General features: G+C 36.5%; 9 protein-coding genes, 4 tRNA genes and 3 pseudogenes. 6 read left to right on the top strand and 10 right to left on the bottom strand.

Going from position 1 to position 14,297, the window contains the following annotated elements:
* Positions 1-414: 414 nt before the first annotated feature.
* Positions 415-490: transfer RNA gene (locus QHG54_RS01080), tRNA-Thr, on the top strand.
* A 657-nt stretch (positions 491-1,147) separates the two neighbouring features.
* Here QHG54_RS01080 and QHG54_RS01075 read toward each other — a convergent pair.
* The 4 genes and pseudogenes from QHG54_RS01075 to QHG54_RS01060 all read right to left on the bottom strand — a co-directional run.
* Positions 1,148-1,465: pseudogene (locus tag QHG54_RS01075) on the bottom strand (late control protein); the annotation flags it as partial.
* Positions 1,465-1,720, bottom strand: a pseudogene (locus QHG54_RS01070) (tail protein X). The pseudogenes QHG54_RS01075 and QHG54_RS01070, both read right to left, overlap by 1 nt.
* Positions 1,717-2,004, bottom strand: a pseudogene (locus QHG54_RS01065) (phage tail protein); the annotation flags it as partial. The pseudogenes QHG54_RS01070 and QHG54_RS01065, both read right to left, overlap by 4 nt.
* Before the next feature lie 356 nt (positions 2,005-2,360).
* On the bottom strand, positions 2,361-2,858 hold the full coding sequence (locus QHG54_RS01060) for an Hsp20 family protein (RefSeq protein WP_406604273.1): 498 nt from the start codon (positions 2,856-2,858) through the stop codon (positions 2,361-2,363).
* A 273-nt stretch (positions 2,859-3,131) separates the two neighbouring features.
* Here QHG54_RS01060 and QHG54_RS01055 point away from each other — a divergent pair, with 273 nt between their 5' ends.
* The 3 genes from QHG54_RS01055 to QHG54_RS01045 all read left to right on the top strand — a co-directional run bounded on the left by QHG54_RS01055 (position 3,132) and on the right by QHG54_RS01045 (position 5,808).
* Complete coding sequence (locus tag QHG54_RS01055) at positions 3,132-4,049, top strand: alpha/beta fold hydrolase (RefSeq protein WP_317993346.1); 918 nt, start codon at positions 3,132-3,134, stop codon at positions 4,047-4,049.
* A gap of 1,222 nt (positions 4,050-5,271) precedes the next feature.
* Positions 5,272-5,634, top strand: a complete 363-nt coding sequence (gene cpdR / locus QHG54_RS01050; protein WP_317993347.1) for a cell cycle two-component system response regulator CpdR — start codon at positions 5,272-5,274, stop codon at positions 5,632-5,634.
* A 99-nt stretch (positions 5,635-5,733) separates the two neighbouring features.
* Positions 5,734-5,808 (top strand) — tRNA-Val (locus QHG54_RS01045).
* A 396-nt stretch (positions 5,809-6,204) separates the two neighbouring features.
* On the opposite strand, the gene QHG54_RS01040 is transcribed toward QHG54_RS01045, so the two are convergent.
* The 5 genes from QHG54_RS01040 to QHG54_RS01020 form a co-directional block, all read right to left on the bottom strand.
* Positions 6,205-6,281, bottom strand: a tRNA-Arg gene (locus QHG54_RS01040).
* Between the two features lie 37 nt (positions 6,282-6,318).
* Positions 6,319-6,624 (bottom strand): ETC complex I subunit, encoded by a 306-nt coding sequence (locus QHG54_RS01035; protein WP_317993348.1) that lies wholly within the window; start codon positions 6,622-6,624, stop codon positions 6,319-6,321.
* A 90-nt stretch (positions 6,625-6,714) separates the two neighbouring features.
* Positions 6,715-6,791 (bottom strand) — tRNA-Pro (locus tag QHG54_RS01030).
* Positions 6,792-7,583: 792 nt separating this feature from the next.
* Entirely contained in the window at positions 7,584-8,273 is a 690-nt protein-coding gene (gene hdaA, locus QHG54_RS01025) for a DnaA regulatory inactivator HdaA (protein WP_317993349.1), read from the bottom strand.
* Positions 8,270-9,484, bottom strand: a complete 1,215-nt coding sequence (locus QHG54_RS01020) for an AI-2E family transporter (protein ID WP_317993350.1) — start codon at positions 9,482-9,484, stop codon at positions 8,270-8,272. The genes hdaA and QHG54_RS01020 overlap by 4 nt, the downstream gene beginning before the upstream one ends.
* A 165-nt stretch (positions 9,485-9,649) precedes the next feature.
* Between QHG54_RS01020 and purM the strand changes: the two genes are divergently transcribed.
* A complete protein-coding gene (gene purM / locus QHG54_RS01015) occupies positions 9,650-10,741 on the top strand; it encodes a phosphoribosylformylglycinamidine cyclo-ligase (protein ID WP_317993351.1) in 1,092 nt (363 codons plus the stop codon).
* Entirely contained in the window at positions 10,738-11,349 is a 612-nt protein-coding gene (gene purN, locus QHG54_RS01010) for a phosphoribosylglycinamide formyltransferase (RefSeq protein WP_317993352.1), read from the top strand. Before purM ends, purN begins: the two co-directional genes overlap by 4 nt.
* A gap of 265 nt (positions 11,350-11,614) precedes the next feature.
* On the opposite strand, the gene QHG54_RS01005 is transcribed toward purN, so the two are convergent.
* A complete protein-coding gene (locus QHG54_RS01005) occupies positions 11,615-14,158 on the bottom strand; it encodes a response regulator (RefSeq protein ID WP_406604272.1) in 2,544 nt (847 codons plus the stop codon).
* Positions 14,159-14,297: the final 139 nt, after the last annotated feature.

Genomic DNA, 14,297 nt, shown 5'->3' with positions numbered 1-14,297 from the left:
GCTTTTCTATAAAACAATTATTACACGGATCTTCTCTTCAGATTATAAAGATTTATGATATTTTCTTCATTTCACAAATAGCTTGTCAAACAAACTTCTTCCTTTCCGATAAAGGACGCAAATATATTTATATGTGCAAGGATCTCTTAACGCAATTTCTAGCCTCAAATGCGCTTTTTATACTGCCGACAACGTTGAATACAATTGCAAATTGAGAAAACTTATTACCAGCAACTGCATAGCATCAGGATGAAACAACACAGCCCCGTCCTGCTAACTTCCACAAGCCACTCTTTCTACCTCAATGACTACGGCATCTTAATAAATTAATCAAACAAAATGCATACTTGCTTTTGTGCATTCTTTTGGTTATTACCCTCAAACTAACTTTTTCTGATTAATGTACAAACCTATGCCGCATTAGCTCAGTTGGTAGAGCACATCATTCGTAATGATGGGGTCGCTGGTTCGAATCCGGCATGCGGCACCAAATTATCATTAAAAATTAAATATAATCAATAGGTTATATATTTCTTTGTTTTTTATCCATATAGCTTGCCAGCAGGTTTTGTATAATTGGGCACCAAATTTTGTACCAATTTATTTTCTTCAAAGGGTTTTTAAGGAATTCTCAAAAGGTATTTAAAGTCCCTTTTAATGAATTTTTTCTTTTCTGCTCAAAATCGTAATTTGAGATGATGAGCTCCTTAGCAGAGTATCGCATTATTTGAAAAGCAGCATGTATAAGATGTGGTACCCTCTTTTAATATAAATTGATTGAAGGTTTTTCCTATCCTAGACACATCATTAAGTGAGAGAAGAAACGTTTAAGCAATTCGGTCAAATTAACAAAATTGCTCTTCAGCATACAATTATGCAATGTTTATACTATTGCTCCTTTGAGGAATAGGGACAACTTGTCGCAATTCCTCACCACAAAAACAAAGTGCAAAGTTTACACTTTAATCTCAGGGAACATCATCACCGATCAAAGGGGCAACTTGGCCCTTTGATTTTCTGTTCCTATTGAGTTTCATTTTTCGCTGCCTGCTTTCCCTTATCCCGCTCTTCTAGGATAATTTCTGTGATATATTCGCTTTGTTTATCATAGCGGTGAGTAACGATAGCGGCTTTTCCATGAACCATTGATTTTCCCACGCATAGAAGCGCTTTTGCCACAAAGGCGCAAAATCTCTCCAGCGCTGCCCCCACAACTCACAACCGACTCGACCAAAAAACACCCCATAAATGCACTAATGCTGTTCTCATAGCCAAAGATCACCTGGAGTGTACTATTGCTCTGTGGAACCTCTAAATCATTGTTACCATCATCAAACTCTGCCTCGAATGTATCGGCTTGATTGCCGGTATGATCGGTAATGGTTGCACTTAACAAACGCTGGTAAAAAACCGCGTGAACAGGTTTGTCTCCCACCTTGACCACAATAAAGGGGTATGTCCGCATTAATCCCATAACCGTGTCACCGTGCTTTGGGGATTGTGAAGTGCAAATTCAGGCAGAACAACAGTTAAACCCAACGGTAAAAGAGCACCATATCCTGCAATACCCGGATTGGCTTCCAAGGTGGCTTCTAGATAACCACTCAGTAACCCAAGCCCGCGTGCGATCTCCTAACACAGCCATGGCATGTTGAAAGCAGATGAGATCGAGACTCATGTCCTCTAGCTCTACAACAACATGCTTTTCTGGTATCTTCATGGAGTTTGTCCCACTTGATATTGTCCCACTTGATATTGTCCTTGTGGTTTTCCGCCATCAAAAAGGGGCAAAAGACTGATGGAATAGCGGATGCGCTGTGATTGACCAGAGCCACTGATAAAATCGTGGTCTTTAGTGATACTGATAATCACCACGAGTCCATGCAGAAGAGCGCTATAGGTGTGACCATTAATCCAACGAAACATCTAAAACGACTTTGCCCTTTTGAAGGGCTGGGTAATGGCGTCAATGGCTACACGATCACCAAATTCTGATTTTTGCCATTTTTCATTCTTTTTTTGATTTTTGGGTATCAAAATTCAATTTTACAAACAACGCATTTAATAGTAAAAATTATACATAAAAACAACAAATTATCACGTATTCCTAGCTAATTCTACCTTTTCCCACTTAGGACAAAATCTAATGTCAAACTACACTGAATTAAATTCTTATTTTTCATGGACATGAAATTTTGCAAATCTACCCCATTTTCTTCACTGTACGGCAATATGTAATAACATTGCCATCACAAATTGGGGATAGATAGTTTTATACAAATAGCCTTCTTTTCAACAAAAAATAAAAAACGCGAGACTTTTGTCTCGCGTCATCTTATTCTTTTTAAGAAATTTTATAGTTATTCAGTTCGCTCACCTGCTAAACTTGCTTTACATATACTATGACCGTTACCATTTTTTGCAGCAGATGATAGCGCCTGTACAAGTATCTTTTTTGGTTTTAATTCAGCTGGCATTTCTCTCTTTAACTGAATATGAAGAAGTCCATCACCAAGTTCTGCTCCAATAACCTTAACATGATCAGCTAAATGAAAACGCCGCTCAAAAGCACGCGAAGCAATACCTCTGTAAAGAAACTCTCGTTCTGTATCATCATTTTCAGGTGTTCTTTCACCCTTAACGATTAACTGATTGCAATGTGTTTCGATATCAATTTCATCTTGAGAAAAACCAGCAACAGCCATAGAAATTCTATAAGAATCTTCACTTAAACGCTCAATGTTATACGGTGGATAAGAAGAAACATCATCCGGTTGTGTTCTGGAATCAAACCAATTAAAAAGATGATCAAAACCTACTGTCGAACGATAGAATGGTGAAAAATCTACTTGACGCATAATATTGCCCTCCTTTAGAGCGACTATGATTGACTCACAAAGTTCCCAAATGGCAAACCTGCCCGTGAACCATTCAGTCCCATCATGGCGACTGTACTAATTACTTGGTAATTGCGCTTTCCTATTTCAACTCCTTTTGTGTTTGAATTCATCAAAACGTATAAAAACAATATAACTGTTTCTTAATCCTTCATAATCATTATATTTTAATGTAAGCTTTCTTCTAATCTCTCTTTGCCCTAAGTTGCAAAAAGACACCATAAAGGATTTCAATTGGAAATACCTCTTTATCCTATCAACAGAGATTCCCCTCCTCCCAATATTCGTAACAGCTACCTTAAAATAGCCACCGATCGCAAAATTCGTTTTGCGATAACGCATCCCGAAATGGAAAAAGCCAAAGGAACAGTTGTTATTCTCGAAAGCTATGCAAATGCTTTAGAAAAATATTTTTTAACAATGGATGGAATTTCTAATCGCGGTTTTTATACGGCAATATTTGATTGGTTTGGTCGAGAAGGATCACAATCCGGAAAACGAAAACAAATCCGAAACAATTATTTTGATATTAACAATGATATTAAAGACTTAGATGTATTTCTTAAAAATATTGTTTATCCTTATTGTCCACCACCTTACTATATGCTTGCTTATGGCATGGGTGGGTTGATAGCACTTAGCGGATTAGATCTCATTAACCATAAGTTTAAGAGAATGCTTTGCATTTCGCCCCTTTTGGCTCCATTCGGTAATCAAACAAATGGTTTTCAGCATAAATTAACACAGCTTCTTTCCGATATAGGTCTTGGTTTCTTACCAGCGAGAGGAGGAAAAAAATTAAAACAAAAAAATATGCAATTTTTGCGTACTAATAAAGTAACTTTACCCCCTACTTTCCTTATAAAACCTCCAACATCACGATGGATGGCATCTGCACTCAATGCAATTGATACCATGAAGAAAAATATACTGAATGGGTATTTAAAAATCCCAACATTATTTATTCTTGCCAATCAAAACAATATTGCGAACAACATTGAAGTGCGGCAATTATGCCAACATACGCATTTGACGGACAGTATTACAATTACGGGTGCTGAACTTGACACAATCATGCATGAAGAAGTTTACAAAAAACAATTTTGGGCTGCATTTGATGCATTTATTCCTGGGGACCAGTCTATAAATTAATATCTTTTAACAAGATAATTAATTTAACTATGAAAGAAATAAAAAATAAATGAAACAAATTTAAAAAATAATTAAGTGCTTCACCCTTTAATTATAAATTATAGTCAGATGTTATTTAAGCACCGCTCTCCAAGGGTACGTGAGTATGTGAGAAAAGCTAGAAGCAGATATGAGTAGGTTAAGAACAGCTCTTTTAAAATGTGAAATAGCAACTCCTTATGATAGCACTTTCCAAAATAAACACCTAAACTTCAATACATATGCTTCTATTGAGATTTGCATGCTCAAAGCAGGTTATCCATGATAAAGAGGAAAAATTGGTATGAGAATTTTAAAGCCAAGCACTTTCCCATTTTCTGCCCAGTCATCCCTAAATGAAGTATCAAGAAACTCTCGCCTTTTATAAAAAGAGCAATCTAAATGCCAATTTTAGAGTCTTATACTGATAATAAACAACAATCCCCATATTTTTATGCTCTTGCATAATGGTGCACAACTGCTTTATCGGTGTTCCGAAGGTACTTATCTAAATTAAAAATATACATACAATCTCTATTTGATAGCGACTGTTATGTAAATTGAAAAGCCTTTTAACAAAACCTCATCCGCACTATAGTGAACTCAAGAAGAGCCCACTTTAATCCTAGACATCAACCAATTCCTTACAGCATAACCTATATTTTTAAAAATCTATAAAGTTAATCTCAATTCGCAAACAATGATAATAGTCAGCAGACGAATCTTAATACAACATGATATAATTACCCAAATAAAAATAAACTCATTTTTCTTACGCAATGTAGATTCGTAAAAATGCATGGGAAATAAACAGCTATAAAAATTTCACTCTGCTGCATCACTTATCAAAAACGGCAAATCGACCTAACACGCTTCTCATTTCTTAAGATATGATAATCTCTAAAGTGAATATTCTAACAAGTTCCGTAGAGCACTAACCAAGAATGAAGAAAATGAAAAAAACAGAAAATCTGCAACTCATTGCACTTAAAACATTCATCACTGCTCTTTCTTTCAATGTCATATACATTTTGAATTTAACCAACTCACAACCAATATTCTGTATTTTGGTCAAATATAAATGAATTAACCATTTTGCCATTGATTCCAATTATGAGTATTTTATCACCTTTTTTATAAACACTCTATATTGTATAATTGATGTGGCAAAAACTCTGATGAATGGAGCAATTGGAACATAATCATGAAACGAATCCTGCTCGCAGAAGATGATAACGATATGCGCCGCTTTCTAGCGAAGGCTTTAGAACGTGCCGGCTATGAAGTCGCCGATTTCGATAATGGTGCTAGCGCATATGAACGTTTACAAGAAGAACCATTTTCTCTTCTACTGACTGATATTGTAATGCCGGAAATGGATGGAATTGAGCTAGCGCGACGCGCTACTGAAATTGATCCTGATTTACGAGTAATGTTCATTACAGGATTTGCAGCAGTTGCACTAAATTCAAATAGCGATGCTCCTCCTGATGCAAAGGTGCTTTCTAAGCCATTTCACTTGCGTGAGCTAGTTAATGAGATTGAAAAAATACTTATAGCTGCTTAAAAGGCGTATTTTTCAAAATTATTCGTGACTGGTTAAATAGAAAATTAAATTAGGCATTGACGTTTGTAATTCTATGTGGTGTATGCAACATCATTGAATGGGCGTGTAGCTCAGCGGGAGAGCACTACGTTGACATCGTAGGGGTCACAGGTTCAATCCCTGTCACGCCCACCATATAGCTTTATATTGCTATTAAGTTATTGATACTTCATATGTTTTTTACTGTGAGGGATGCCAGAGTAAAGTTAAGGGAATAGGATTTTCTAACATTTCTCTATAAAGCACGCTTCGCACAATGTTTCTAATGTTTCTTTGAAGTCTGCTAACGCTTCTTGATGTAAGCCATCTAAAAGTCTCATAAACGCAACAACAGTTTCACGTTGCAACGGAGCAGAAGATTTTATTATAAAAATCTTCCAAAAAACATTTGCGTCTCTTTTCAGAAGTGTTGACCACGAAAGACTTGCCATTCAAGCAATCAAAAAGGTTCGGGATAGACATAAAAATAAGTTAAAAAACAAAGGAATCAAAATTCCCGTATATATATAACCTATTAATTCTACTTAAACATGGTGATCCCGACAGGATTCGAACCTGTGACCCACGGCTTAGAAGGCCGTTGCTCTATCCAGCTGAGCTACGGGACCAACTGATCATTTTCGCATTCAAAACCGCACCTTTAACTCAATGCGTCCAAGATTGCTGTCTATCACTGCGAAAATTATCAGAATAAGAAACAGCACGCCGAATCGGTCTATGTGTTTTTTCTACACGATAAGGAATAGCATTCTTGCATGCAAAAGCAACTGCCTCTTCCTTCCTATTAAACCGGATTCTTACCTGATTATTCATATCGGATGTCGCTGTATACCCCATAAGAGGCTCAAGCATTTTCGCTTGTATAGGCTCATACTGGAGAATCCAAAAACCAGTATTCCCCCTACCTGACTGCATAGCTGTCTTCGCAGGACTATAAATACGTGCGATCATGATTCTTTTCCTTCAGACTACATAACGCTTGAATGATAAATTTCTTACCACACGCACCCAATTGGGCCACCTTATACATATAATTAAACATGGTCGGAGCGATAGGATTCGAACCTACGACCCCCTGATCCCAAATCAGGTGCGCTACCAGGCTGCGCTACGCTCCGCCATCTGCATTTATTCGATGCATATTCCCTAAAATTTTCACAACAGAAGTGCAAGAGAAAAACACATTTTTTAAATTTTTTTTTGCTAAGCAACATACTAATTAACAGAAATAAAAAATGCTACCCCCTAAAAAAAGCAAAATCCAATCCAAATAAATAAACAAACAACCACCTTCTCCATAAAAACCCGTAATTGCTCACATTGCATTGAGAGAACTTTAATGACATAAATAACATTCAGCGGATATAATTTTAGCAAAAAAATGGCTTAACCATTACAAAAAATTCCCCAATAGTAAAACTCAGACATCCCTACTTGCTCATGAGAATCCAGTGCGAATCATGGAAAAAACTAATCATCCCCTGCTCCTCAATTCTCTCAATCACTCTTATTTTTTAAATTCCACGCCCTCCTACAATTACAATACCAATGCATCAATTTAAAAAACGTTTTTATACTCAAGTTACAAAAATTTCATTATAGAAAACAAAGAGAGAGCTCATCCTCTCGAGAGAGAGCTCTAGAATGCTTGATAAGCTTATGCAAACTATAAAAAGCACAACATCATAAACTCACAGCCATTCGAACAATATATTAAGGACATTTAATAAAGAAAAAATGTTATCATGCGATACAAAAAGCAAATACAAATATCCTGCTTTGTGGAATCTCGACAAGTATAGCAAAAGCAGAAAACTTAAATAACACCATGTTCTATCCGTACACAACATCCCCCAATAGAGCACAAGAGTTTTCTATTGAACAATTTTAACTATGCTAAAAAGCAATGTTTACTGGATTTGCATGTTAAGAACTTCACCAATGACAGCACGCGTTATTTTGCTTTTTCTTTGTAATGCCAATCGATCAACAGCATCAATCACACGCTTCAATGAAAATAAAGAACGCTCACAACGGTTTACAAGATAGTAAACAATATCCGGATGAACGATAATCTGCCTATCAGAAAAAAGTTTAAAAGCGACAGCTGTTAACAATGCATCATCAGGCTGATTAATCGCAACTAACATAACCGAATTAAGACGACTCTTTAGATCATTTAACTTTAAATTCCATGCTGAAGGTACTGTCCGTGCAGTTATCAACAAAGTAGCATGATGTGTATCAAGGTTCGCTTGTTTAATGCTGTTAATGAAATGAAAAAGCCCCGTCTCACTAATTTCACCTGCATCAATATCTTCAATTAAAAATGATCTCCCTGAAGAAGCCCCAGAAACAGCCTGATCAATTTCATTGCGATGAAGTCTTAAAGCATCAGCTTTCTGCGCCCATACACTAGAAAAGTGGGTTTTTCCAGATCCTTCTTTTCCCACTAAAACCGCAATAGGTAAGATCCAATTCGGCCAATGATCAATAAGCTGAAAAGCCATACGATTACTTTCCGTCACCACCAAATCATCAAATTGGAAAACAGGATTATAAGAAAAATTTAAAGGCAATTGCGTTTCACGCTCATTCATTCTAGCGGCTCCGAATTTCCACTTCGCGAATACATCTGAGAACTAAGATAAGTATGAAGAGCAAAACGAACCAAAACGCCAACAGCCGCGGCAGCAGGAACCGCAACAAGCATACCAGTGAAACCAAAGAGTGAAGAAAAAGCAAAAAGTGCAAACATCAACCACACTGGATGCAGCCCTACTGATGAACCTACAAGTTTTGGTTGAAGAATATAGCCTTCAATAAATTGACCAACTAAAAAGATAACCATGACGACAACAATCCAACCCCAATTATTGGGATAGAATTGAACCCATGCAACACCAACAGAAAGTACAAAACCACTCATTGTACCAATATAAGGAATAAAGCTGATAAGGCCAATAAACATACCAATTAAAAGACCAAAATTGAGTCCCGTAATAGTTAAACCAATAGCATAATATCCCCCCAATATTAAACAAGCTGTTCCTTGCCCACGAACAAATCCAGCAATAGCCCTATCCATTTCATGAAAAATACCGCGGACAGTCTCAAGATGATCTCGCGGTATTAACGAATCAACTGCTGTAACCATACGCGGCCAATCTAATAACATGTAAAACGCCACCACAGGTGCTACAACAAATAGGCTGACAATATTAACGATAGATTTTCCTGACTTCAAAAGTGAATTCAAGAGAGATGTAATAAAATCAGAACTTTGCCCTAAAAGCCCTTTAATATTACTCTGTAATTCCTTTGGATCACTACCAAAATAGCGTCTTACCCAATCAAAATCATGTTTAACAAAAAAAGTTTGAATACGATTAATATAAACGGGCAAACCATCGTTCATAAATTGCTGTATTTGCCAACTGATAATAGGAATCAAAATTATTAAAGCAGCGACAAAAATAACAATAATAAATAAAGTAATCAGGATGGTACCAAAAGCACGACGAATACCAACTTTTTCAAGCAATTGAACAACCGGATTAAGGAAGTAAGCCAATACAATCCCTGCCACGAAAGGAAGCAAAACTGATCCAAAGACAAACATAAAAAGAATGAAAAAAAACAATGTCCCGAGCCAGAAAAAAACTTGTTTTTTCATATTGTTCGGTAATGGCACTTGAGCATAAGCAGGTACATAAGCCGCCGTATAACGACCACCTGCCCCACTCTCATTAATTTTCTTCTTCATGAGCTGCAAAGCAGAATTATCTTGATTATCTGATATCTTAGTCATAAATATCCTTTTAAAAAATCCTCACGAAAGATTATAAATTTCTTCAACATGGGTCAAGCAAAGTCAGTTATTTCTTAAATGCTAAACTTCAATACCTCTTGCAGAGATAACCCTATCATGGCATTGCATAACATCAACACCTGATTTTCCATAAGGAAAGCTCCAATGAGCAAAAAAAATTTAATAAATAAAAAATCCAACTGTGGTCTTACCTATGCAAAAGCCGGCGTAAATATCGATATGGGTAATGCCATGGTAGAAAAAATTAAACCCTATATACGCTCAACAAAACGCATAGGCGCAGATGCAGAAATTGGCGGTTTTGGCGGCTTATTTGATTTAAAAGCAGCAGGATTCAAAGATCCTATCCTCGTAGCAGCCAATGATGGAGTAGGTACAAAATTAAAAATTGCTATTGAAGTAGGTGTCCATGACACTGTTGGTATTGATCTCGTAGCTATGTGCGTTAATGACTTACTCGTACAAGGAGCTGAACCTCTCTTTTTTCTCGATTATTTTGCAACTGGAAAGCTTGACGCTGAACAGGGAGCAGCAATCGTTTCTGGTATTGCAGAAGGATGTCGGCAAGCAGGCGCTGCTCTAATTGGAGGAGAAACTGCAGAAATGCCTGATATGTATGCGAAGGAAGATTATGACTTGGCAGGCTTTGCTGTAGGAGCTACCGAACGCAGCACATTATTACCCTCAAAAGACCTTACAGAAGGCGACATTATTTTAGGACTTAGCTCATCTGGAGTTCATTCCAATGGCTTTTCTCTCGTTAGAAGAATCGTCCAACAAAGTGATCTAAAGTGGAATGATCCTGCCCCTTTTAATCCCACGATTAGTCTTGGTACAGCTCTTCTCACACCAACACGCATTTATGTAAAATCTCTCTTGTCTGTCATACGAAATTACGAAGGAATCAAAGCTCTTGCGCATATCACGGGTGGAGGCTTTCCTGAAAATATTCCGCGCGTACTTCCCTCCTCTCTTTGCGCTGAGCTTAATATTTCTGCCATTAATGTTCCATCAGTCTTTTCATGGATTGCCAAACAAGGTAGGATAGAGGAAATGGAAATGTTACGAACATTTAATTGCGGTATTGGTATGGTCATTATCGTAGCGCAACATGCGGTTGAAACAATTACAAAAGCACTTGAAATGCAAGGAGAAACCGTTACCACCCTTGGCATTTTAACAAAACGCCAAGATCAAAATAAAGGAATACTCTGTAGAGGTGTACTTCATTTATGAAAAAACGAATTGTTGTTTTTATTTCTGGCAACGGTTCCAATATGGTTTCCCTTGCTAAAGCAAGTAAACAAAAAGAATACCCTGCTGAAATCGTGGCAGTTATTTGCGATAACCCTCATGCTGCTGGCATTGAAAAGGCACGTAGCAATAATTTGCCTATTCACGTTGTTGATCGCAAAAATTACCCAACTAAAGACGCACATGAAGAATCTATCCTCACGATTTTAGCCAAATATCAACCGGATCTTATCTGCTTTGCTGGCTATATGCGTCTCATCTCACCGCATTTCGTAAAACTTTATGAAGGACGAATTTTAAACATTCATCCTTCTCTTTTACCTTCATTTAAAGGTTTAAATACGCATGAAAGAGTTTTACAAGCAGGCGTTAAAATTACTGGTTGCACTGTTCACCTTGTTACAAACGAAATGGATGCAGGAAAAATTCTTGCTCAAGCCGCTGTTCCAGTATGTCCTAATGATACCACTGACAGTTTAGCGCAGAGAGTCCTTAAGGCTGAACATAAACTCTATCCAGAAGCCTTAAAAATATTCATTGAAAAAAACAACAAAATAACAGATTCCCAACAACAACTTTTATCTTTTTAATCACACAACCAGCGCGCTCTAATATCAACCCTTAATATATTCTTTATCTCTTATATTTTGAACACTATAAAAATTATGATATGATGGAATCTCATTATTTCATGAATATTTTTATGTAAAATTTGTGCAGTAAATTTCCTTAATTTTATAGCTTCAAATATCAAAATTACTCCTTTAAGTAACTGTCTCTAAATATTATTACAATTACCTTTCAAGATACTCTAACTTTTCATCTCAGAAATCTAAAAACACATATTTTTTTCTTTTATTGTGCAAGCGTTTCTTTAACTGCTAGAGCTAGCTGTTTGAGTGTAAACGGCTTAGATAAAAAATTGAAAACAGCATCTTGTGGAAGATTTTTAGTAAAAGCATCTTTTGCATACCCAGAAACAAAAATAAATTTAATATTAGGATATTTTTTACGCAACTCTTTAAGCAAAGTAGGACCATCCATTTCTGGCATTACGACATCGGAAACAACAATATCAACAGCACCCTTATTTTCTTCAAGAATAGCAAGCGCTTCTACTCCGCTTGCTGCTTCCAAAACAGTATATCCTCTCATTTGCAGTGCTCTTACCCCACCTATTCTGACTGAATCTTCATCTTCAACCAATAAAACAGTCGCAGATCCTGTTAAATCTGTATTTTTTTCCTGCTCTTCCACTTTTTCATTCTGCCAAGAAATTTTACTGCAAGTATCAGGAATATAACGAGGAAGAAAAATATGAAATGTTGCTCCTTCCCCTTCTCGGCTATCACAGTAAATGTAACCACCTGTCTGTTTAATAATTCCATAAACCATTGACAAACCAAGTCCGGTTCCTTTTCCAACTTCCTTTGTTGTAAAAAATGGTTCAAATATTTTTTCTTGGATAGCAGCAGATATACCAGTTCCTGTATCTGAAATGGTCAACTGCACATACTCACCAATTGCAAAACCAACATGATCAAATTCAGCGCTCCGTTGTTTTGTAATATTGTTGGTTGCAATCGTCACAACACCTCCATCTGGCATAGCATCACGCGCATTAATAACCAAATTCATAATAACACGCTGGAAAGATGCTTGATCGACTTCAACACTCCACAAATCTCTCCCATGAATAATCTTCAACTGAATATTATTACCTAAAAGGGGTAAAATAAGATTGCGCATATCTGATAAAAGTTCTGTAAAATCCACTTTCTCAGGTCGAAGCGTTTGCTTTCTAGAAAAAGCTAATAATTGCTGCACAAGTGCAGCCGCACGATTAGCATTGTTCTTGATATTGATCAGATCGGCATGTGCTGGATCAGAACTGCGATGTGTATTTAAAAGGAGATCGCAAGACATCAAAATTGCTGTTAAAACGTTATTAAAATCGTGAGCAATACCGCCAGCCAATTGCCCAACAGCTTGCATCTTCTGACTTTGCATCATTTTATCTTCAAGCGTTTTTTGTTCTGTTATTTCTATGACAGATACAATTACCAAATCTCGTAATGCATCACCATAATAGGGTGTTACAGGCATAACATGGAGACGCAAATGGCGTTCCTTATTATTCTCTAAAACTGTTTCTATCGAAATTGAATGATTTTTATTTATCGTAATTTTCTGAAATGCACGCTCTAGCTGTGCACGATCATGATGAGATATAATATCATAAAGATTAATATTTTGAGTTGTACAGCCCATTAAGGATGAAAAAGCATTATTTATGTAAACTAATTTTCCTTTCTGATCTACCACTGCTATTGCAAAAGGACTTACCTCAAAATACTCGACGAATAAACTCGGTAATTTTGATTGATAATCGTCTGCGACTTTTTGTATCTGCTGTGGCATCATCACAATACGATAAATGGCTTCCTCCTCTAAGAAAGAAGAAGCACACATAAAACAATTCAATGTTTTATTGCTTTCAGTCTCTGAATTTAAACATAACGAAAACGTATAAGGCATAGAGTAACCTAAGCTTTGATGTTTATTGTTTTGCAAACAAATATCACTCCACGCACTATTGGTTTCAATGCCATCAAATAGTCTATCAAAATTATATTGGCCAACAGTGAATTTTGCTAAGTCGATAGAAAACCATTCAGCAAAAACTGCATTTACATAAAGAACCGTCCCTTGTGTATTAACGGACAAAAAACCAACAGGAGCTTGATCTAAGTGATTGATTGCTTCTTGAAGATTCGAGAAAAAAGCCTCACGATGCTCCTGCAAATGCGAAATATCGGCAATACGCCAAAATAACAGCCTTTTTTTCCCCTTTGTTATCGGCTGAACAGAAATATTGTACCAAACAGAATTTTTCTCAGTCAAATGAGAAAAAATGGGCTGTTCTATCCTAAACTCTTCTTGCGCTGCAAGATTATTACATGCAGCAACTTTTAAGCGGTATGAAAGTGCACCAGCTCCTGGAAGATCAGCAATCACTGCATAACAAGAGGAACCAGGCTTATAGGTAAAAATTTTTCGATAATTTTGATTAGAATAATAAACAAAACCTGATAAATCAGAGACTATAATTGCATCATCAATACTATCAAAAATGCTGAGATCAAAGTCTTGATGCAACGGCGTTGCATTATATCTTAAAATCCCCATCCCTATCAAAATTAGTGCAGCAACACCTATAACCGCTAAAGCTAAAAAAGAGACCAACATAGCCTTTTGGAAATAGCTCTGCGGATAAAAAAAACCTAAAACACCCACAATAAACAGAAAAACGATAGCAAAAACAATACTAAAAATCATGCCCCCCCAGTGGACAGAAGGAGACGATGATCTTACAATATTCTCAAAACTTTTATCCATTTCTCTTTGCCTCGATTATGGTCATTTCTTATACAACAAATCACCTCCATAATCGTTGTTATGAAATATACACCATGATAATATCTACCCAATGAAAATCATTCAATGTTAAAAAGATCATGTTTCATATTATAAGTGA

Origin of the sequence: Bartonella gliris (assembly GCF_045277155.1) — a bacterium.
Classification (GTDB): domain Bacteria; phylum Pseudomonadota; class Alphaproteobacteria; order Rhizobiales; family Rhizobiaceae; genus Bartonella; species Bartonella gliris.
Note: the sequence above shows the minus strand (reverse complement) of the source record. Positions and strands in the feature narration are given on the sequence as shown.